Origin of the sequence: Luteitalea sp., assembly GCA_009377605.1 — a bacterium.
Classification (GTDB): domain Bacteria; phylum Acidobacteriota; class Vicinamibacteria; order Vicinamibacterales; family Vicinamibacteraceae; genus WHTT01.
Genome location: WHTT01000285.1, coordinates 258 through 641, shown reverse-complemented (window position 1 = coordinate 641; position 384 = coordinate 258). Strand labels below are relative to the sequence as shown.

At 73.7% G+C, this 384-nt stretch carries 1 pseudogene (cut by a window edge); it reads right to left on the bottom strand.

From position 1 onward, the window contains the following. Positions 1 to 107: 107 nt before the first annotated feature. Positions 108 to 384, bottom strand: a pseudogene (locus tag GEV06_28955) (ornithine carbamoyltransferase) (it continues 257 nt past the right edge of the window).

The window sequence follows — 384 nt, the reverse complement described above, 5'->3', positions numbered from 1 at the left end:
CTCGACGAGCTGCGTCTGGCTGGTCACCGCGTGGTCGGCGAGCAGCCGGGCGACCCGGTGCTGGCGCTGAGGCTTGGCCAGCGTGCGCGTCGGCGCGCCGTCGATCGTCACGGCTTCTCCCCGGGATCGGCCTGCTCGAGCAGCCAGCTCAGCAGGCCACGGACGCTGTGCAGGCGGTTGTGGGCCTGCTGGATCACCCGGCTCTGCGGCCCGTCGACGACCGAGGCGGCCACCTCCTCGCCGCGGTGCGCCGGCAGGCAGTGCATGAACACGGCGCCGGGTGCAGCGGCCGCCATCACACGGTCGTCGACCGAGAAGCCCTCGAACGCCCGGCCGCGCTCGTTGGCCTCGTCCTCCTGCCCCATCGACGCCCACACGTCGGTG